The sequence below is a fragment of the Citrobacter sp. Cpo045 genome (assembly GCF_030332875.1).
Taxonomy (GTDB): Bacteria; Pseudomonadota; Gammaproteobacteria; order Enterobacterales; family Enterobacteriaceae; genus Citrobacter; species Citrobacter portucalensis.
This window is the reverse complement of record NZ_JAOWGZ010000096.1, coordinates 706,579-725,967: the sequence shown is the minus strand read 5'-3', so window position 1 is coordinate 725,967 and position 19,389 is coordinate 706,579. Positions and strand designations below refer to the sequence as shown.

Genomic DNA, 19,389 nt, shown 5'->3' with positions numbered 1-19,389 from the left:
ATTCGACCGCCTGAGTTTTATCTTTTTATCCCACTTGAATTATTTTCCCTCCCTGGAGGACAACCGTGTCTAAGCGTCGTGTAGTTGTGACCGGACTGGGCATGTTGTCTCCTGTCGGCAATACCGTAGAGTCTACCTGGAAAGCTCTCCTTGCCGGTCAGAGTGGCATCAGCCTGATCGACCATTTCGATACTAGCGCCTATGCAACGAAATTTGCTGGCTTAGTAAAGGATTTTAACTGTGAAGACATTATCTCGCGCAAAGAACAGCGCAAGATGGATGCCTTCATTCAATATGGAATTGTCGCTGGCGTTCAGGCCATGCAGGATTCTGGCCTCGAAATTACGGAAGAGAACGCTCATCGTATTGGCGCCGCTATCGGCTCTGGTATTGGCGGTCTCGGTCTGATCGAAGAAAACCATACCTCACTGGTAAACGGTGGACCGCGTAAGATCAGCCCGTTCTTCGTTCCGTCGACGATTGTTAACATGGTGGCTGGTCACCTGACCATCATGTACGGCCTGCAAGGGCCAAGCATCTCCATCGCGACCGCCTGTACTTCAGGCGTGCATAACATCGGTCATGCCGCACGTATCATTGCATACGGCGATGCAGACGCGATGGTTGCGGGTGGTGCTGAAAAAGCCAGTACGCCGTTGGGTGTGGGTGGCTTTGGCGCGGCACGTGCACTGTCTACGCGTAATGATAACCCGCAAGCGGCAAGCCGCCCATGGGACAAAGAGCGTGACGGCTTTGTGCTGGGCGACGGCGCTGGCATGGTGGTACTGGAAGAGTACGAGCATGCGAAAGCGCGCGGTGCAAAAATCTATGCTGAAGTCGTTGGCTTCGGTATGAGCAGCGATGCTTACCACATGACGTCGCCACCGGAAAACGGTGCAGGCGCTGCGCTGGCAATGGTCAACGCACTGCGCGATGCGGCTATCGAAGCGGGTCAGATTGGCTATGTCAACGCGCATGGTACGTCTACGCCTGCAGGCGATAAAGCTGAAACCCAGGCAGTGAAATCTGTCTTTGGCGATGCGGCAAGCCGTGTGATGGTAAGCTCCACCAAATCCATGACCGGACACCTGTTGGGTGCGGCGGGCGCGGTAGAGTCTATTTTCTCTATCCTGGCGCTTCGCGATCAGGCTATTCCGCCAACCATCAACCTGGATAACCCGGATGAAGGTTGTGACCTGGACTTCGTACCTCATGAAGCGCGTCAGGTTAGTGGTCTGGAGTATGCGCTGTGTAACTCCTTTGGCTTCGGTGGTACCAACGGCTCTTTGATCTTTAAAAAGATTTAAGTCCGTCAGGTGATGCGCTAGCATCGATAGCAAATTGAAAAGGTCCGCTTGTCGGGCCTTTTTTTATTCGGTTTTCCGCCCTTGTCCTGTGTTACTCATCCTGCCAAACTAGCGGACCAGAAATAAGGAGCCACCATGTTCTTAATTAATGGCTACGAGCAAGATATGCTGGCCGCAAGCGATCGAGCGACCCAATTTGGTGATGGCTGTTTTACCACTGCCTGTATTATCGACGGTGAAATCCCTCTCTTTGCAGCGCATCTTGAGCGTTTACAAGACGCTTGCCAAAAACTGCTGATCTCTTTTGAAGATTGGTCCGAGCTGCAAAATGAAATGAAAATGCTGGCGAAAGGGCACGTACGCGGTGTGTTGAAAGTGATTATCAGCCGTGGCAGTGGAGGCCGGGGTTACAGTGGCAAAAATTGTCATAGTGCCACACGCATCCTCTCCGTTTCAGCCTGGCCCGATCATTACGATCGTTGGCGGCAAGAAGGTATTACGCTGGCGCTAAGCCCAGTGCGGCTGGGACGTAATCCACTGCTTGCCGGGCTTAAACACTTGAATCGACTGGAGCAGGTGTTGATTCGCTCTCATCTTGAACAGACGGACGCCGATGAAGCGCTGGTTCTTGACAGCGAGGGATGGGTTACGGAATGCTGTGCGGCTAATTTGTTCTGGCGTAAAGGTGATGTGGTTTACACGCCCCGGCTGGACCAGGCCGGAGTGAACGGTATTATGCGACAATTCTGTATCCGGATGCTGGCACAATCGCCATTCAGTATTGTCGAAGTGTATGCCGGGTTGGAGGAGGTAATGCAGGCTGATGAAATCGTCGTCTGTAACGCGTTAATGCCCATTATTCCCGTGCGTGCCTGTGGCGACACGTTGTTGTCTTCACGTTTGTTATTCGATTATTTAGCCCCACTTTGTGAGCACCCGAATTAGTCATGAAAAAACTGTTACTTGTTGTCCTGTTATTGCTGGTTGTGCTGGGCATTGCCGCTGGAGTGGGAATGTGGAAAGTTCGCCATCTGGCGGACAGCAAATTATTGATTAAAGAAGAAACGATTTTTACGCTGAAAGCGGGGACGGGCCGTCTGGCTCTCGGCGAACAGCTGTATGCAGACAAAGTTATCAATCGTCCGCGCGTGTTCCAGTGGCTGCTGCGTGTGGAGCCCGAGCTGTCGCATTTTAAGGCCGGAACATATCGCTTCACGCCTGACATGACGGTGCGGGACATGCTGCAACTACTGGAAAGTGGCAAAGAGGCGCAGTTCCCGTTACGTCTGGTTGAAGGGATGCGCCTGAGCGATTACCTCAAACAGCTGCGTGATGCCCCGTATATCAAACATACGCTGAGCGACGATAGCTATGAGACCGTGGCCGAGGCGCTGAAGCTTGAAAACCCGCAATGGGTAGAAGGCTGGTTCTGGCCAGATACCTGGATGTATACCGCCAATACTACTGACGTAGCGTTACTAAAACGCGCGCATCAGAAAATGGTTAAAGCGGTGGATACTGTCTGGGAGGGACGCGCTGATGGCCTGCCTTATCAGGACAAAAATCAGCTGGTAACCATGGCTTCTATTATTGAAAAAGAAACTGCGGTTGCCAGCGAGCGCGACCAGGTGGCTTCGGTCTTTATTAACCGCTTACGTATCGGTATGCGTTTACAAACCGATCCGACCGTGATTTACGGGATGGGTACACGGTATAATGGCAAATTGTCGCGTGTGGATTTAGACACCCCGACCGCCTATAACACCTATACCATTACGGGACTGCCGCCAGGCCCGATTGCCATGCCGGGAGAGGCTTCATTGCAGGCCGCGGCGCATCCGGCAAAAACGCCGTATCTCTATTTTGTGGCTGACGGTAAAGGCGGCCACACGTTTAACACCAATCTTGCCAGCCATAACCGGTCCGTGCAGGATTACCTGAAAGTGCTTAAGGAAAAAAATGGGCAGTAACTATATCGTCATTGAAGGCCTGGAAGGCGCAGGAAAAACCACCGCGCGTAACGTGGTGGTGGAGACACTTGAGCAACTCGGTATTCGTGACATGGTTTTCACCCGTGAACCTGGTGGAACGCAGCTGGCTGAGAAACTAAGAAGTCTGGTGCTGGATATTAAATCGGTCGGTGACGAGGTCATTACCGATAAAGCCGAAGTTCTGATGTTTTACGCGGCGCGTGTACAGTTGGTCGAAACCGTTATTAAACCTGCACTGGCGAAAGGCGCGTGGGTAATTGGCGATCGTCACGATCTGTCGACCCAGGCGTATCAGGGCGGCGGACGCGGTATCGATCAAAACATGCTGGCAACCTTGCGCGATGCGGTGCTTGGTGATTTTCGCCCGGACCTGACGATCTATCTGGATGTGACGCCAGAAGTCGGGTTGAAGCGTGCCCGTGCCCGCGGCGAGCTGGATCGTATTGAGCAGGAATCTTTCGACTTCTTTAATCGTACTCGCGCGCGCTATCTTGAGCTAGCTGCCAAAGACACCAGCATTCGTACTATAGATGCTACGCAGCCGTTGGAGGCTGTGATGGCTGATATCCGTCATACCATCACCCAATGGGTGAAGGAGCAGGGCGCATGAAATGGTACCCATGGTTACGACCGGATTTTGAAAAACTGGTAGCCAGCTACCAGGCTGGTCGTGGTCACCATGCGTTACTGATTCAGGCGTTACCCGGAATGGGCGACGACGCGCTGATTTACGCCCTCAGCCGCTATTTAATGTGCCAGCAGCCGGAAGGGCATAAAAGCTGTGGACAGTGCCGCGGCTGTCAGCTAATGCAGGCGGGGACGCACCCTGACTACTATTCGCTGCTGCCGGAAAAAGGCAAAAGCACGCTCGGGGTTGATGCGGTACGCGAAGTCAGTGAAAAGCTGTACGAGCATTCGCGTCTCGGCGGTGCGAAGGTCGTGTGGATCCCGGATGCTGCCCAGTTAACCGATGCCGCCGCCAACGCCTTGCTGAAAACGCTGGAAGAACCCCCGGCACAAACCTGGTTTTTCCTCGCCAGCACAGAGCCAGCTCGCTTGCTGGCGACATTACGCAGCCGTTGTCGGTTACATCATCTTGCACCACCGCCGGAGTCGTATGCGATTTCCTGGCTTGCTCGTGAGGTGACTGCGTCGTCAGAAGCGCTGCTTAGCGCGTTACGCCTGAGTGCTGGTTCGCCTGGCGCGGCACTTACGTTGTTACAGGCTGAAAGCTGGGCGCACCGCACAGATTTTTGTGCGGCACTGGTGAACACATTAAACGCAGGCGACTGGTATATCTTGCTCGCGGCGTTAAACCACGATCAGGCAGCCGCCCGTTTACACTGGCTGGCAACGTTGTTGACGGATGCGTTGAAACGTCCATATGGGGTTTCCCATTTAACGAATCCTGATACGTTGGACCTGATATCTTCTATCGCAGAACGGTTATCCGTTGCCCAGATACAGGCGATACTCGGTGACGTTTGTCATTGTCGTCAGCAACTGCTGAACGTAACAGGCGTAAACCGTGAGCTGGTGTTAACCGATCTTATTCTTCGTATTGAGCATTACCTGCAACCAGGCACCGTACTGCCTGTTCCCCATCTTTGAGAGAGACATTATGTTTTTAGTCGACTCACACTGCCATCTTGATGGCCTGGATTATCAATCTCTGCATAAGGACGTGGATGACGTGCTGGCAAAAGCGGCCGCACGTGATGTGAAATTCTGTCTTGCCGTCGCGACAACTCTGCCTGGATATCGCAGTATGCGCGAACTGGTCGGTGAGCGTGACAATGTCGTTTTCTCCTGCGGCGTGCATCCGTTAAATCAGGATGAAACCTATGATGTTGAGGACCTGCGTCGCTTTGCCGCCGAAGAGGGGGTTGTGGCGATGGGAGAAACCGGGCTGGACTATTTTTACACGCCGGAAACAAAGGTGCGCCAGCAGGAATCTTTTATCCACCATATTCAGATTGGCCGTGAGTTACAGAAGCCGGTTATCGTGCATACCCGCGATGCGCGAGCCGATACGCTGTCTATTCTGCGCGAAGAAAAAGTGACGGATTGTGGCGGCGTACTACACTGTTTTACAGAGGACAGAGAAACGGCGGGCAAATTACTGGACCTTGGATTCTATATCTCGTTTTCCGGCATCGTCACGTTCCGAAATGCAGAGCAGCTCCGTGATGCCGCCCGCTATGTTCCTCTGGACCGGTTATTGGTCGAGACGGATTCTCCCTACCTTGCGCCTGTACCGCATCGTGGAAAAGAGAACCAGCCCGCCATGACTCGTGACGTTGCAGAGTACATGGCCGTAGTGAAAGGTGTTGCCGTTGAAGAACTGGCGCAGGCAACCACTGATAACTTTGCCCGCCTGTTTCACATCGACGCTTCTCGCCTGCAATCTGTTCGTTAACTGACTTTTTTTAAAGCTCGTAATTAATCACTAATGCGAGTAAAGTTCACCGCCACAAAATGGGCGGTGAATAATCAGTTTGACACATTCAGAAACGCATTTTATCGGAATGTGCGGATTTTGCGGCCATTCACGACTGAACTGTGATAGCCGTCAAACAAAAACAAACTGAATTATTTTACTCTGTGTAATAAATAAAGGGTACTTAGATGCCCTGTACACGGCGAGGTTCTCCCCCCTCGCCAATGCGTGAGAACGTAGAATACACAAAGTCAATCAAGCTGCATCAAGGCGGCAAGTGAGTGAATTGCAGGAGCTTACTAGAGTAAGTGACTGGGATGAGCGAGCGCAGCCCGCCCTGAGGCGGTTTGAAGGATGAAGTGTATAAGCACAAATACTCAGGAGCACTCCTAATTATGTTTAAGAATGCATTTGCTAACCTGCAAAAGGTCGGTAAATCGCTGATGCTGCCGGTATCCGTACTCCCGATTGCAGGTATCCTGCTGGGCGTCGGTTCCGCTAACTTCAGCTGGCTGCCAGCCGTTGTATCGCACGTAATGGCAGAAGCAGGCGGTTCTGTTTTTGCGAACATGCCGCTGATTTTTGCTATCGGTGTTGCGTTAGGCTTCACTAATAATGACGGTGTATCTGCACTGGCATCCGTTGTTGCTTACGGCATCATGGTTAAGACCATGGCTGTTGTTGCGCCGCTGGTTCTGCATTTACCTGCTGAAGAGATCGCCGCTAAACACCTTGCTGATACGGGTGTTCTCGGGGGGATTATCTCCGGTGCGATTGCAGCGTATATGTTCAACCGTTTCTACCGTATCAAATTGCCTGAGTATCTTGGCTTCTTTGCGGGTAAGCGCTTCGTTCCTATCATTTCTGGTCTGGCTGCCATCTTCACAGGTGTGGTTCTGTCCTTCATTTGGCCGCCGATTGGTACTGCTATTCAGACGTTCTCTCAGTGGGCTGCATACCAGAACCCGGTCGTGGCATTCGGTATCTATGGCTTCATTGAACGCTGCCTGGTACCGTTTGGTCTGCACCATATCTGGAACGTTCCATTCCAGATGCAGATCGGTGAATACACCAACGCTGCGGGCCAGGTGTTCCACGGTGATATTCCTCGCTATATGGCGGGTGACCCGACTGCGGGCAAACTGTCCGGTGGCTTCCTGTTCAAAATGTACGGTCTGCCGGCTGCCGCTATTGCTATCTGGCACTCTGCTAAACCAGAAAACCGCGCGAAAGTGGGCGGTATCATGATCTCCGCGGCGCTGACCTCGTTCCTGACCGGTATTACCGAGCCGATCGAGTTCTCCTTCATGTTCGTGGCGCCGATCCTGTACATCATCCACGCGATTCTGGCTGGTCTGGCATTCCCGATCTGTATCCTGCTGGGTATGCGCGACGGTACGTCGTTCTCCCACGGTCTGATCGACTTTATCGTTCTGTCCGGTAACAGCAGCAAACTGTGGCTGTTCCCGATTGTCGGTATCGGTTATGCGATTGTTTACTACACCATCTTCCGTGTGCTGATCAAAGCGCTGGACCTGAAAACGCCAGGTCGTGAAGATGCTACCGAAGACAGCAAAGCAGGTGCGACCGGTGAAATGGCTCCGGCTCTGGTTGCTGCATTCGGCGGTAAAGAAAACATCACTAACCTCGATGCGTGCATCACTCGTCTGCGTGTCAGCGTGGCTGACGTTGCTAAAGTGGATCAGGCTGGCCTGAAGAAACTGGGTGCGGCAGGCGTTGTGGTAGCTGGTTCCGGTGTTCAGGCTATCTTCGGGACTAAGTCCGATAACCTGAAAACTGAAATGGATGAGTACATCCGTAACAGCTAAGCAGTAAGAAGTTGGGGAGAACTAAGGCAGCCTGCGGGCTGCCTTTTTTATTGCATTAATTAGCCTGAATGCGAATCGGTGCGGTGGCGGCGAACAGCCAGGGACGTGCCTCTGCGTTCACGCGCGGGGATAGCGTCTCTCTGACCTGCTGGTGGTAATCATCAATCCACTGTTTCTCAGCATCACTCAGCAGATGCAGTTCGACCAGATTCAAATCAATCGGTACCAGCGTCAGCGTTGAGAAACGACAGAAAGCAGGACGACTGTTGATAATCTCCACCTGATTCTCAATACGGATCCCATATTGTCCGGCCAAATAATAACCCGGCTCGATGGTGATGATGTTGCCTGCGACCAGTGGCCACGGGTTTACTTTTTTGGCGATGCGATGGGGTTGCTCATGAATAAGCAACTGGTGACCCACGCCGTGTCCCGTACCATGATTAAAATCCAGACCCAGCTCCCACAACGCCCGGCGGCTAAAAGCATCCAGTTGATGGCCCTGAGTCCCGCTGGGAAACTGCAGCGAAATAAGCGACAAAAAGCCTTTCAACACGGCAGTGTAATGCAGGCGACGTTGCGGATCCTGTGGGCCAAACGCGAGGGTACGCGTCGTATCCGTCGTACCATTGTGGTACTGGCCACCGGAATCATTCAGATACATGGCCTGCGAGGTAATTGGCGTATTGGTTTTTTCACTGGAGTGGTAATGGCACATTGCGGCATTGCTGGCAGAGGCCGAAATCGTGCTGAAACTTTGCTCGATAAATCCCGGCTGCTGCTGGCGAAATTCCAGTTGCTTGGCCTGCGCTTCCAGCTCGGTGACCGGATTGCCTGCCGCTTCGCGCAAAGGAACTTCATGGGCCAGCCAGGCAAGGAAGTTTACCCAGGCTGCGCCATCTTGTTCATGGCATTCCCGATAGCCTGCCAGTTCAACGTCATTTTTGTGGGATTTCATCAGAGTGATGGGATCGGGCGCCCAAAGAACGTTGCCACCGTGTTCTTCAATGGCAAAACGCAATGCGACCGGGGCGTAGTCTTTATCGACCAGGAAACGCTTCCCATTAGCTAATTGCTGGCAGCGAGTCAGAAAATTCTCTTGCGGGGCCAAAGTAAGCGTATCCAGCAGTGATGAGGGGAGCTGTTGCGTTTTATTGCTATCCACAAACCACTCCAGCTCACCGCTACGATGGAGCAGGGCAAACGAAAACGGCACTGGCACCATGGCCAGATCCGAACCGCGCACATTCAATAACCAGGCAATGTTATCCGGCAGAGTAATTGCCAGCACGTCAGCCTGGTGTTGAGCGAGTTGTTCCACGACGCGGGCACGCTTTTGCGTGCTGCTTTCCCCGCTGATTTCAATGGGCATTTCACGAATGATGCCGCAGGGTGCTGCCGGGCGGTCTAGCCATACCTGGTCAAAAGGATCTTGCTCAAGAGGCACCAGCTCGCAGTGGGTTGCCGACAGTGCTTCAAACTGGCTATTGACCATCAGCATCGGTTCAAAGCCGATACGTTTGCCTGCTGCAACATGAGACTGCAAATAGTCGGCCAGCGGTTCATCGTGTAAATGATGAATTTCAAAATCATCCAGCGAGACTTCATTGCGTACCTGGACCTGATAACGTCCATCGACAAACATTAATGCGCGGTCTTGCAGGACCAGCGCGAGTCCCGCTGAGCCGCTAAAACCGGTCAGCCAGGCTAGTTTATTGTCATGCGGCGTACAATCTTCGCTTTGATGAGCGTCGGCGCGCGGGACAATCATGCCATCCAGCCCCTGCGCTATCAGCAGGTTACGCAGGGCGGAAAGAGGAGTTGAGTTGTGCATAGTTACCTTCAGGCCTTAACGGAACGGCGGTTCGTTGAATGTACGTAATTTACGGGAGTGCAGTCGGTCGCCTTCAGCACGCAAACGATCGATAGCCCGGATACCTATTTGCAGATGCTCAGAAATGGCACCTTCATAAAAACGGTTGGCCTGACCAGGCAGTTTGATCTCACCGTGCAGCGGCTTGTCGGAAACGCACAGTAGCGTGCCGTACGGAACGCGGAAACGGTATCCCTGGGCGGCGATGGTGGCACTTTCCATATCGATAGCCACCGCGCGGCTGAGGTTAAAGCGTAGCGCAGAAGCGGAATAGCGTAGCTCCCAGTTGCGATCGTCAGTGGTGACGACGGTACCGGTACGCAGGCGCTGTTTAACCTCTTCGCCGGGCATACCGCTGACTTCTTTGGTAGCGTCATACAGTGCGCGCTGCACTTCCGCGATGCTCGGAATTGGAATATCTGGCGGCAGTACGGCATCCAGCACGTGGTCGTCACGCAGATAAGCATGGGCCAGAACATAGTCGCCAATCGCCTGGCTTTCACGCAGCCCGCCACAGTGACCAATCATCAGCCAGACATCAGGACGCAGTACGGCCAAATGATCGCAAATGGTTTTGGCGTTAGACGGGCCAACGCCGATATTAACCAGCGTGATCCCCTGACCGTCGGCGGTGATTAAATGCCAGGCGGGCATCTGGTGTTTCTTCCAGGCGAGATCGGAGATGGCTTCTTCAGGCGCTTCAGTTTCAGCGGTGATCCAGATCCCGCCCGCACAAGAAAGCGCGATATACGGGCTGTCCGGGTCGAGGATCTGGCTGCACCCCCAACGCACAAACTCATCGACGTAGCGGGTGTAGTTGGTGAACAGCACAAAAGGCTGAAAATGTTCAACCGGTGTTCCCGTGTAGTGGCGTAGTCGAGCCAGCGAAAAATCTACTCGTCGGGCGTCGAAGTGCGACAACGGGGAGAATTCCGCCGGATGATAGGTACCGTCGGCTGTTTCATCGCCAATCTGTGACAACTCGGTTGTGGGGAAATGGCGCGTTAGGCCGGCGCTCATCGAGCGGTCGAGCGTCAGTTCAGAACCGTCAATGACATACGGATAGGGAATTTCATGCTGCGACGGCTCAACGGAGATATGCGCATCATAATCCTGATACAGCAGCGTGAGTTGTTCTTCAAGATACGGACGAAAAAGCGACGGACGGGTAATCGTAGTGGTGTAGCAGCCCGCATGGGTAAAACGACCATAGGCGCGGGTTTTCGGGGGGTTGGTGGCGCTGCCATCCCAGGTGACACACAGTGATGGGTAAACAAAAAGACCGTTATGGCGGGCGATTACGTCAGGGAGCGTCCCTGTTTCAATATACTTACCAATGGCGCTACGCAGTGCTTTAACCGACTGCTCGTACAGCGCGTCCAGTTTATCCAGTGCCTGAGCTGGGGTCAGGCTGGAGCCCTTATTGTTCATGTCTGTCTCCTTGTTCCACAGATGTACTGCTCTCCCGATAGTATGTCACAGGAATGTGAAACAAAAGTCAGACGTTGAGGAAGATTGTGCGAAGACCGGACGGCCTCCGCACCCTGGCTTAACCGTGCTGCTTATCCCGCATCAGCAATGCTGTAGTGGCGGAAATAAGACAACCCGCCATCAGATAAATGGCCACACTGTGCCAGTCTCCGCCGGAGAATGTTACCAGCGCAGCAGCAATGAAGGGGGTAAAACCGCCGCCAACCACGCTTGCTACCTGATAACCAACGCCCGCGCCGCTGTAGCGATAGCTTGCGCCAAACAAACCGGTAAACATAGGTTGCTGCACGCAGACCACCATATCGTGTGCAATGTTGGCCAACATAATCGCGAAGAAAACGATCCAGAAAATGGATTGCGCTTCTAACGCCATAAAGAACGGGAATGCGCTGAGCGTCCCGACCAGTGCGCCGGTAATGTAAACGCGCCGGCGACCAAAACGGTCGGCGAGCCAGGCGAAGCAGGGGATGGTCAGACAGCTCAGCCCACCCACCAACAAGCCGATATTCAGAAACAGTTCACGGGGTAAGCCCAGATTCTGCGTGGAGTAATTTAGGGCAAACGCAGTGACGATATACATCGTCAGCAGTTCACACAGGCGCAGAGCGATAATTTTCAAAAAGGCACCTGGATGACGGATTAACGCCTCGACTACCGGTAGTCTCTTTTTCTCTGGTTGCGGCGCCTGTTGCTGCTGTTCGAATTCGGCTGATTCATCCATTCGGTTACGCATCCACAACGCGCCCAATACCAGCACAATGCTGAACAGGAATGGAATACGCCAGCCCCAACTCAGGAACTGCTCATCGGTGGTTTGCGAGCTAATCAGCGAGACCAGACCGGTAGAAAGCAGTAGCCCGACGCCATAACCGACCTGAACACCGCTGCTGTAGAAGGCTTTTTTATTTTTCGGCGCGCTTTCGACCGAGAGCAACGCCGCGCCGCCCCATTCACCGCCAACGGCGAATCCCTGAATAGCACGCAGCGTCACCAGCAGAACGGGTGCCCACCAGCCAATGGTGTCAAAGGAAGGAATAATCCCTATCAGTGCAGTGGCGATCCCCATCACCCAGACGGTGAGCATCAGCATACGTTTACGCCCCAGGCGATCGCCGAAGTGGCCGAAGATCACCCCGCCTAGCGGGCGGAACAAGAATCCGACGCCAAAGGTGGCAAATGCGGCAAGTGTCCCCATCGCAGGGCTGACTTGCGGGAAGAACTCGCGGTTAAAGACCAGTGCGGCAGTGATGCCGTAAAGCAGAAAATCATACCAGTCGACCACGGCACCCGCGAAGCTACCAAGCGCAGCGCGTCGGGCGCGGTTAAGTGAAGAGGCGTCCTGTTGGGGACCCGTGGAGGTGAGGGAGGAATCCATAGTTATCCTGTCTGTACTGTTTTTTAGTTATTAGTATTTGAGTTGGGTTACACACATTGCAGTCGCAATATTAACGACCGTTATGAGATTACCGCGACAGACGGGAAGTGAAAACGATTATCTCCCTCATCTGATGGCAACATGAAAAATAAGATGAATGAGAAATCTGAACCTGGTGGAATCGTGGGCTGTCAGGGGTGTTCTGATTTCAGGTGGAGCATTAGGAGCGCTGTATTTGGGGAAGTTATAAACCCACTTTCATAATGGTATACGGAGATTCGGTGAAACCACATCGCTCATAAGCACGAATCGCACGCCCGTTATCTCCATGGACATATAAACGAAGCTCCAGTGCCTTTTCTGATTTAGCTTCTTTTGTAAGATGTTTGATGAGCTCATCAGCTAATCCCATCCCACGATGCTCCGGGGCGATATAAAAACTTTGGATCCACCAGTAGTCATTTCCATGAAAATCACTCCATTCTTTTACGACAGAGGTATTGGCGATCACTGTTCCTGAAGAATCTTCCATGACCCAATATTTTGAACGTGGATTTTCACTAAACGCCGACAAAACGCCACGCTCCACAGCAACAAGGTCAACCACTGAACCTTCAGATTCTTGTGCTTCCTGAGTGGTGAATTCGATTATTTTATTGATATCGTCAGGCGTAGCTGGTCGAATAAAGTAGTTCATAAGTCTGGCTCTCATTAACGTTGCGGCTATACGAATCGCGCAATACCCTACATCAAATCTTGTTCAATGTCCGCTCTTGGCGCGAAGCGGACCAGGCAACTGAGCTGAAGGTCCGCTGTGAGCGAAGAGCGGACATCAAAAAAGGAGATCTTGAAATAATAAACTATAGAAAAAAGATATTAACAAGGTGTACTATAACTTAATTCTGTAAATAATTTTATCAAACAACTTGAAAGTATAGGGATAGAGTATGAGTGACTCCCCGTCAGTTATCTTTACAGCATATGCAACGGGAATATTAGCACTAATTGGATTATGCCAAATTTTCATCCTAATAGGTCAACGAACTCAGCTCAGGCTTGATTGGGCAGAAACTTATAGAAAACGATGGGGGGAAATAAGAATTGATTGGAGTAAAGTTATTTATTTCGGCCATTCTTCTGGTGACTATTATCAGATTGCCACAGCAGAGGTCATTTCTGAAATAGATAGGATGAAAACCGAGAGAAAAAACACAACCCGAGAAATTTGGGCTTTAGAACCCACGATACGTGTTTTTACTGAATTAAATGATATTTGTTTACGAATTATGCAAGGGCATCTTCGAATTGGTGATACGTATCCGATCCTAGGCACTGAATTTCTTAGACAAAGTGCTGCTATGAGAAGTTTACTAGATTATGAATATTCATCACGTCAAGGCAATTGGGGTGATAAAGAACATGTGGATGTGCAACGTTCTATTCGCACTTGGCTTGTTTGCCATGATGGAATTAGACGAAGATGTCTGATATTAATTGATATGTTATGGGCTGAGGCAGTAAGACTCGAAGATCTCCCGCCTAACGATATTAGAAGTGCAGCGAATGCTAAAATACATACAGGAAAAGAGAGAAAAAAAAGGCTTAAGGATGAAGTGATTCGATTGAATGGATATTTCTCCATAATCAGAGCATTATCATTATCTTATTTCTTACAATATTCTGAGTATAGGATTAATAAGTTCTCAAGAGGTATTGATGCCGTCCGACTTAAAGAGCTAGATGACAAGTGGCTCAAACGTTACTTAGAAGAATGATATCATTAATAGGCGGAAAACCACCAATAAGAAACGTATCTAATGCGTTTCTTATTGGCTACTTGCACTATCATATTTTATAAAAAATCCATTCAAAAATTATCTTAGTAACGTCTGTTTTTGGCACGAAGCGGACGAGTTTGCTGGGTTGAAAGTCCGCTGTGAGCGAACAGCAGACGTTTGCACTTCCCCCCCCACAACGGCGTTAGCATAAACAGTCAGACATGGGGGTTATGCGGACTGGCGGCACAGTCTTACTCTAAATTTCATAAATCTGAAGATCAGCTTCCTGGAATACTTCAGCATATTTTTTGCTCACACCCCCCTCAATGACGAGCACATCTATCTGGCTGCTACTTGCAACGACATAGCGAGCGGCCGCAGGGATCTTGTCGGATGTTAATCCCACAATCACTTCGCTGCACTGTCTGATAACCGCTTTCTTGAACTCACAATCAGCATAATCGAAACCAGTCAGACCTGATTCTAACGACATTGCACAACCTCCGATGAAACCCTGATCGAAGATAATTGCTTTAATTTGTTCAAGGGCAGGACTGCCAACACACCCTCCAGATGAGCGTTGAACCGCTCCACCCAGCATGATGACTTCGCATAACGGTTTTCTTAATAGAATGGCAGCTATTTCTGGCGAGTTTGTCACCACAGTTAAAGCCACTGACTCCGGAAGAGCTATGGCCATAGCAAGATTCGTCGTGCCTGAATCGATAAAGATACAGCTATTTGCTTTGATAAGTTGCGCGCACTTTTGCGCGATCATGCTCTTTTCATCTGTTTTTTGTAGTTGTGCGATCAGCATAATTCCCTACTTCAGGCAGTGTGGCCACAGCCCCACCGTATACCTTTTTGCAAACGCCATCCTTACTAAGCTCATGTAAATCACGGCGAATTGTGTGTTCTGACACACCTAGTTGAGCAGAAAGCTCGACACAAACAACCCGTCCTTTTTCTTGTAAGAGCTCACGAATTAGGGCTTGTCGTTGATCCGGGAAAGCTGCATAATCGAGCACGTTAACTCCTAAGTTCATTTAAACGAGCAAGAGGGTGCATGATCGTGCATTCATATTATCTGTGTCAACTCCGTTGATTTACATTACTCCCCGGCGCATAGGGGATTCATAAATCAACATAAATTTCAGCTGGTTAAAGCATGTTTCGACCGTGCCCCTTTATCTCATTATCAGAGCAACATTTGTGTATCCATGAGTCAGGCTGGTGCAGTGCGAAAATGCGAAAGACCGCTCTCGTAACGAACGCAAAGCGAGCACAAGAATGAACGAAAAAGTTGCAACACGATGCATATTCTTCATCGCAGGATTGGCAACGTCAGCCTGGGCTGTGATGGTCCCTTTTGCAAAAATTAATACTGGAGCTAACGAGGCAGTTTTGGGTGTTTTACTCCTGTGCCTAGGAGGGGGCGCTATTATTTCTATGCCCCTTGCAGGGCCTCTCACAGCTCGCTTCGGCTGTCGTAAAATTATCGGCTGTGCAGTACTGATTATTCTGTTATCCATGCCGTTTTTAACATTAGCCAATGACCCCGTTTCACTTGGCCTTCTTCTACTCACGTTCGGCACTGGGATTGGCCTTGCCAACTGCGCCATGAATATTCAGGCAATACTGGTAGAGAAAAACGAAAGCATCCCACTTATGTCCGGTTTCCATGGGATGTATAGCGTAGGAGGTATTGCGGGAGCTGGCGTAATGACCGGCCTGCTCACTGTTGGTCTGAACATTCACACAGCATCATTGTCAGTCTGTCTCATTATCTTCTTGTTGTTAATAGCCAGTTACAGACAACTTCTTACCTATGCCAGCCCAGCAGAAGGCCCATCATTTTCCTTTCCTAAAGGAGATGTCCTGCTCTTAGGTGTCATCTGCTTTATCGTTTTTCTGGCTGAAGGAACCGTACTTGACTGGAGTGCTGTTTATCTGTCGGAAGTAAGGCAAGTTGCGGATTCTCAGGCAGGTCTCGGTTTCACTTGCTTTGCTGTCGCTATGACGGTGGGAAGACTTAGCGGTGATGCGGTCATTAGTCGCCTTGGCGCTTTGCCTGTCGTCATTTACGGTGCAATTCTGGCCTTTTTCGGTTTTTGCCTCATTATCCTGGTTAGCTCAATTCCCGCACTCCTTGCCGGCTATTTCTTTATAGGCGCAGGCTGCGCAAACATTGTACCTGTTATGTTCAGCCAGATTGGCAAACAGCAGAGCATGCCGCAGGCAGTTGCAGTTCCAGCTGTGACTACGATGGGGTATATCGGCGTACTTGCAGGACCAGCCATGATTGGTTTTATTGCCCACCGAAGTTCTTTGCCTGCTGCCTTTATCTTTGTAGCGGCACTCATGATTCTCGTATTAATGCTAAGTCTGGCATTAAGTAAAACACTAAAATTGCACCAGGAGATTTAAAGTGAAGCGTATTGTTTTGTTTTCTGGTGGCAGTGCATGCCGTTCTCTGAATATTGCGCTTTGCCACCATCCAGTTTCTTTGACTCGTATTGTTCCTGCGTGGGATAGCGGTGGAAGCTCACGATCAATTAGAGAAAATATCGATGTATTATCTGTAGGTGATATCCGCCAGGCGCTAATGACCATGGCCTATGGTGAAAACTGTTCGGGTGATATCGTTCGCATCTGCAATACCCGTTTATCATCCGAGGGGGAAACTCAGGAAGCTTTGAGAGAATTTCAGGCTTATGCGGAGGACAGACATCCTTTGCTTGAGCGCCTCGATACTGGATTGAGAGGCGCAATTGTTAATTATCTCCAGATTTTTTCTACCACGGTGGGTGTCGCATTTGACTACCGTAATGGCAGTATCGGGAATTTCATCTTAACCGGCGCCTATTTGGCACATAATCGGGATATGAATACCGCGATTTTTGTTTTCAGAAAACTCTGCGGCATTACAGGAGAAGTCTGGCCTTCTTCACTCAATAATGATCTTGTGCTTTCCGCTAATCTTAATGATGGGCAGCATGTTTCACCTCAGGACAGAATTACCCATCTTTCTAGGCAACAGGCGGAGATTGGCATCAATTCTGTCACATTGCAAACGTCCAACGGAAGCAATGCTCAGGTAAATACTGCCGTGCTGGAAGCCATAAAGAACGCGGATCTTGTCGCTTTCGGTCCTGGCAGTTTTTATACCAGTATCATGCCACATCTTCAGGTTAAGGGCGTAATCGCAGCCATAGCAAAAGCAAGATGCCCCGTAGCACTGATCGCTAATATTTTAGAATGCCGTGAGAGTCATGGACTGGGTTTGCAGGATGTTGCTAATCGTTTTATCCAGCAATGGCACGATGCAGACGCATCCATTGCCTTGCCTGAGTTGATGGTTCTGGGAAATCAGAGATTTCTTTCAATTGAAAAATATGTGGGTGAATTTGCCTATCTCTCGGATGAAATCAATGAATCAACCCGCTACACCTGTGTGCTGGATGAGTTTGAAGATGTCTGGGTGCGTGGTAAACACGATGGTGAAATACTTGCAAACAGGCTATTGTCTCTGGTTGAAAATTAATCGGAAAGAAGTCTTTTTGATTGATAAGTTGAATGCTTAGTTCGTTATTACAACATACGTGGAGTTCGAACGATGAATCATCATATTGGTGAAGTTATTCTTGATGAAGAAAGTATTGCTGTCGGTGTCAGTCGTGTGGCTGAGCAGTTGAACAATGACTACACCGATGCTGTTGTTATAACTGTTGTTCCAGGCGGTATTCTCTATACAGCAGACTTAACAAGAAAGCTGAAGTTTGATGTAAGCATGGATTACATATCCTGCCCTCACACACCTGGTGAACGAAATAACAACTCCACTATTGTTTACCATCAAAATATTGAGATTGAAAATCGTCATGTCATTCTTATTGATGATGCAATAGAATCAGGTGGTACAATGAAGCGCCTTATTAAATATATCTTAGATAATTTCAATCCAGCATCCCTGTCTGTTGCCGTCCTCTTCGTCAAACCTGGAAGAGTGAATATTCCTGTAAAACAGTATTTTGCCTATGAAATGGAGAGTGATGATCTACTCATTGGCTATGGTATGCCATGGGATAATAAATATCGCAATCGGCCCAATATTACTAAATTAATGAAATAACCAGTCGTGCACTTATGTTAAGTGGGGCTCGGTTACGGATAAATTGCCTTTAATGGTTAATTTTCTGGATCACTTTTCTGTGTGCTCGCAGATTCAATTCCCGCCAGCCCCACAAAAACAGTCAGTTAAGAAAAGTTACAACACTGACAGTAGACCGAAACAATGTCCGCTGTTGGCACGAAGCGGCCGGTCACCCGCTAGACAGCAATCCCCATAATCCTGATGACGCTCTGCTGTGAAGCTGTTTTGAAATAGTCTCTTTTAATTAAGGTCATGCCCTGTTTGCGGTAGAAATTACAGGCGCGTTCGTTCTGTTCAAGAACCTCCAGCCATACAAAGTCTTTCCCCCTGGCCCGGGCCAGGTCTTTGACGGTGTCAAACATGACCTGACCGTAACCTTTACGGGTGTCTGCAGGATCAAGATAGAATTTGTTAAGCAGCATCCCTGACATATTCGTATCAGGGATGCTGCTTTCATAGGTCACTTTCGCAAAACCAATTGGACTATCGGTCTCTGCTACATACCAACAGACCGCTTGCTCATTCAGGCTCTGTTCCAGCTCGTCCAGAGAATATTCGCTTGCTAAAAAAGCTTCCAGTTCAGACTTTGACTCCCACAGATGTTCAAAGTGTGCGCGGTAGATGCGGTAGCCCAGCGCATTAAGCAACATCGCGTCGGCAGGTGTGGCTTCACGGATTTGTAATGTCATGAATGATTCCTGTCCTGGTAATAAATTAACGATTACTGAACTATATCAAAACTGTCAGTGATACAGTGGTATGCGAATATTTCAGAGGCTTATCAGTATGAAGATTGTTTTTATCCCTGCGTTGATCGCCGTCCTGATTGATAAAGAACAGGACATGGGACGGGAATTGACCCGCGATGAGGTTGAGTCCATCCGCGATGGCGCTACAGCCATCCGCCTGCCGGCCGAAGCAGCCGAGGGCATAATCAGAGAGCGCGGCTACCGCGATATTGATCCTGAGAATGTCTGGCGCGAGTGGCAGGCGTATAAAGCTGACTGAATGTCGAAGGGAACACGCTGCTTTAGTGGCACATGAAAATTATGCTCTTACACGGATGCGTTTACTCCGCGCCTGACGTGGAGCTGAGGAGCAACTTTGAGCGATATGCGGCCAGTTAGCTTTGAATAAAATTTAACGGCTATA

At 50.1% G+C, this 19,389-nt stretch carries 17 protein-coding genes and 1 pseudogene; 12 read left to right on the top strand and 6 right to left on the bottom strand.

The features are described 5' to 3' along the window. Positions 1 to 65: 65 nt before the first annotated feature. From fabF to ptsG, 7 genes are all read left to right on the top strand, one after another. Positions 66 to 1,307, top strand: a complete 1,242-nt coding sequence (gene fabF / locus OGY13_RS15140; RefSeq protein WP_003036260.1) for a beta-ketoacyl-ACP synthase II — start codon at positions 66 to 68, stop codon at positions 1,305 to 1,307. Positions 1,308 to 1,442: 135 nt separating this feature from the next. Beyond that, the gene (pabC, locus tag OGY13_RS15135; protein ID WP_213752879.1) at positions 1,443 to 2,252 is read left to right on the top strand and encodes an aminodeoxychorismate lyase; all 810 of its coding nucleotides are present in this window, start codon (positions 1,443 to 1,445) and stop codon (positions 2,250 to 2,252) included. A 2-nt stretch (positions 2,253 to 2,254) separates the two neighbouring features. After that, positions 2,255 to 3,277: a cell division protein YceG gene (gene yceG, locus OGY13_RS15130; RefSeq protein ID WP_008784373.1), complete on the top strand. Its 1,023-nt coding sequence runs from the start codon at positions 2,255 to 2,257 to the stop codon at positions 3,275 to 3,277. Next, on the top strand, positions 3,267 to 3,908 hold the full coding sequence (gene tmk / locus OGY13_RS15125) for a dTMP kinase (RefSeq protein WP_008784374.1): 642 nt from the start codon (positions 3,267 to 3,269) through the stop codon (positions 3,906 to 3,908). Before yceG ends, tmk begins: the two co-directional genes overlap by 11 nt. Then, positions 3,905 to 4,909: a DNA polymerase III subunit delta' gene (gene holB, locus OGY13_RS15120; RefSeq protein WP_213752880.1), complete on the top strand. Its 1,005-nt coding sequence runs from the start codon at positions 3,905 to 3,907 to the stop codon at positions 4,907 to 4,909. The genes tmk and holB overlap by 4 nt, the downstream gene beginning before the upstream one ends. A 10-nt stretch (positions 4,910 to 4,919) precedes the next feature. After that, complete coding sequence (locus OGY13_RS15115) at positions 4,920 to 5,717, top strand: metal-dependent hydrolase (protein WP_020996495.1); 798 nt, start codon at positions 4,920 to 4,922, stop codon at positions 5,715 to 5,717. 416 nt (positions 5,718 to 6,133) lie between these two features. Continuing rightward, positions 6,134 to 7,567 (top strand): PTS glucose transporter subunit IIBC, encoded by a 1,434-nt coding sequence (gene ptsG, locus OGY13_RS15110; protein WP_003836725.1) that lies wholly within the window; start codon positions 6,134 to 6,136, stop codon positions 7,565 to 7,567. 55 nt (positions 7,568 to 7,622) lie between these two features. On the opposite strand, the gene OGY13_RS15105 is transcribed toward ptsG, so the two are convergent. From OGY13_RS15105 to OGY13_RS15090, 4 genes are all read right to left on the bottom strand, one after another. Continuing rightward, positions 7,623 to 9,401 (bottom strand): aminopeptidase P family protein, encoded by a 1,779-nt coding sequence (locus OGY13_RS15105; protein WP_286637683.1) that lies wholly within the window; start codon positions 9,399 to 9,401, stop codon positions 7,623 to 7,625. Between the two features lie 15 nt (positions 9,402 to 9,416). Next, positions 9,417 to 10,871 carry an AMP nucleosidase gene (locus OGY13_RS15100; protein ID WP_032942969.1) on the bottom strand — a complete coding sequence of 485 codons (1,455 nt, stop codon included), beginning with the start codon at positions 10,869 to 10,871 and terminating at the stop codon, positions 9,417 to 9,419. Positions 10,872 to 10,989: 118 nt separating this feature from the next. Then, positions 10,990 to 12,306, bottom strand: a complete 1,317-nt coding sequence (gene shiA, locus OGY13_RS15095) for a shikimate transporter (protein ID WP_213752882.1) — start codon at positions 12,304 to 12,306, stop codon at positions 10,990 to 10,992. A 244-nt stretch (positions 12,307 to 12,550) separates the two neighbouring features. Further along, positions 12,551 to 13,003, bottom strand: coding sequence for a GNAT family N-acetyltransferase (locus tag OGY13_RS15090; protein ID WP_100272639.1), 453 nt, complete (start codon positions 13,001 to 13,003; stop codon positions 12,551 to 12,553). Between the two features lie 250 nt (positions 13,004 to 13,253). Here OGY13_RS15090 and OGY13_RS15085 point away from each other — a divergent pair, with 250 nt between their 5' ends. Beyond that, positions 13,254 to 14,081, top strand: coding sequence for a hypothetical protein (locus OGY13_RS15085; RefSeq protein WP_213752883.1), 828 nt, complete (start codon positions 13,254 to 13,256; stop codon positions 14,079 to 14,081). Between the two features lie 259 nt (positions 14,082 to 14,340). Here the strand turns inward: OGY13_RS15085 and OGY13_RS15080 are convergent. Next, positions 14,341 to 15,112: pseudogene (locus tag OGY13_RS15080) on the bottom strand (DeoR/GlpR family DNA-binding transcription regulator). A gap of 262 nt (positions 15,113 to 15,374) precedes the next feature. On the opposite strand from OGY13_RS15080, the gene OGY13_RS15075 reads away from it, so the two are divergent. From OGY13_RS15075 to OGY13_RS15065, 3 genes are all read left to right on the top strand, one after another. Further along, positions 15,375 to 16,511 carry an MFS transporter gene (locus OGY13_RS15075; protein ID WP_032934445.1) on the top strand — a complete coding sequence of 379 codons (1,137 nt, stop codon included), beginning with the start codon at positions 15,375 to 15,377 and terminating at the stop codon, positions 16,509 to 16,511. Position 16,512: 1 nt separating this feature from the next. Next, a complete protein-coding gene (locus OGY13_RS15070) occupies positions 16,513 to 17,628 on the top strand; it encodes a gluconeogenesis factor YvcK family protein (protein ID WP_137377857.1) in 1,116 nt (371 codons plus the stop codon). A gap of 72 nt (positions 17,629 to 17,700) precedes the next feature. Further along, positions 17,701 to 18,216 (top strand): phosphoribosyltransferase, encoded by a 516-nt coding sequence (locus OGY13_RS15065; protein WP_003832724.1) that lies wholly within the window; start codon positions 17,701 to 17,703, stop codon positions 18,214 to 18,216. A gap of 197 nt (positions 18,217 to 18,413) precedes the next feature. On the opposite strand, the gene OGY13_RS15060 is transcribed toward OGY13_RS15065, so the two are convergent. Further along, positions 18,414 to 18,926, bottom strand: a complete 513-nt coding sequence (locus OGY13_RS15060; RefSeq protein WP_213752884.1) for a GNAT family N-acetyltransferase — start codon at positions 18,924 to 18,926, stop codon at positions 18,414 to 18,416. Between the two features lie 97 nt (positions 18,927 to 19,023). Between OGY13_RS15060 and OGY13_RS15055 the strand changes: the two genes are divergently transcribed. Beyond that, positions 19,024 to 19,245 (top strand): hypothetical protein, encoded by a 222-nt coding sequence (locus tag OGY13_RS15055; RefSeq protein ID WP_128611808.1) that lies wholly within the window; start codon positions 19,024 to 19,026, stop codon positions 19,243 to 19,245. Positions 19,246 to 19,389 lie beyond the last annotated feature (144 nt).